We start from the raw sequence: 663 nt of genomic DNA on the forward strand, positions 1-663 counted from the left end.
GGCCGCCGCCAGCGGCGCGCGGCGCTGCGTGGTGGCGGCCGACGATGCGCGCATCGTGGAGGCCTGCCGCACCCACGGCGTGGACGTGCTGCTTACGCGCCGCGACCACGCCAGCGGCAGCGACCGCCTGGCCGAGGCCTGCCAGCAGCTCGCGCTGCCGCCCGAGGCCATCGTCGTGAACGTGCAGGGGGACGAGCCCCTGATCGAGCCGGCGCTGATCGACGCCGTGGCCGCCCTGCTGGTCCACCGGCCCGAGGCCGCCATGGGCACCGCTGCGCACCCCATCGCCAGCGCGCAGGACCTGTCCAATCCCAACGTCGTCAAGGTGGTGACCGATGCGCAAGGCCTGGCCAGCTACTTCAGCCGCGCACCGATCCCCTTCGCGCGCGACCACGCGCCGGGCAGCGACTGGTGGGCGCAAGGCGGGCCGGCCGGCTTCGCCCCGCTGCGCCACATCGGCATCTACAGCTACCGCGCGGGCTTCCTCGCGCGCTTCCCACAGCTGCCCCCCGCGCCGACCGAGCAGCTCGAGCAGCTCGAGCAGCTGCGCGCCCTCTGGCACGGCCACCGCATCGCCGTGCACGTGACGCAACAGGCGCCCGGCGCCGGCGTGGACACGCCCGATGACCTGGAGCGCGTGCGCGCGCTGCTCGGCGCGGCCCC

General features: G+C 75.7%; 1 protein-coding gene. It reads left to right on the forward strand.

The window, feature by feature from the left end:
- Positions 1-663, forward strand: a 663-nt coding sequence (kdsB, locus tag A612_RS11430) for a 3-deoxy-manno-octulosonate cytidylyltransferase (RefSeq protein ID WP_019374614.1), incomplete at both ends; no start/stop codon positions are given.

Origin of the sequence: Melaminivora alkalimesophila (genome assembly GCF_000282995.1) — a bacterium.
Lineage (GTDB): Bacteria > Pseudomonadota > Gammaproteobacteria > Burkholderiales > Burkholderiaceae_C > Melaminivora > Melaminivora alkalimesophila.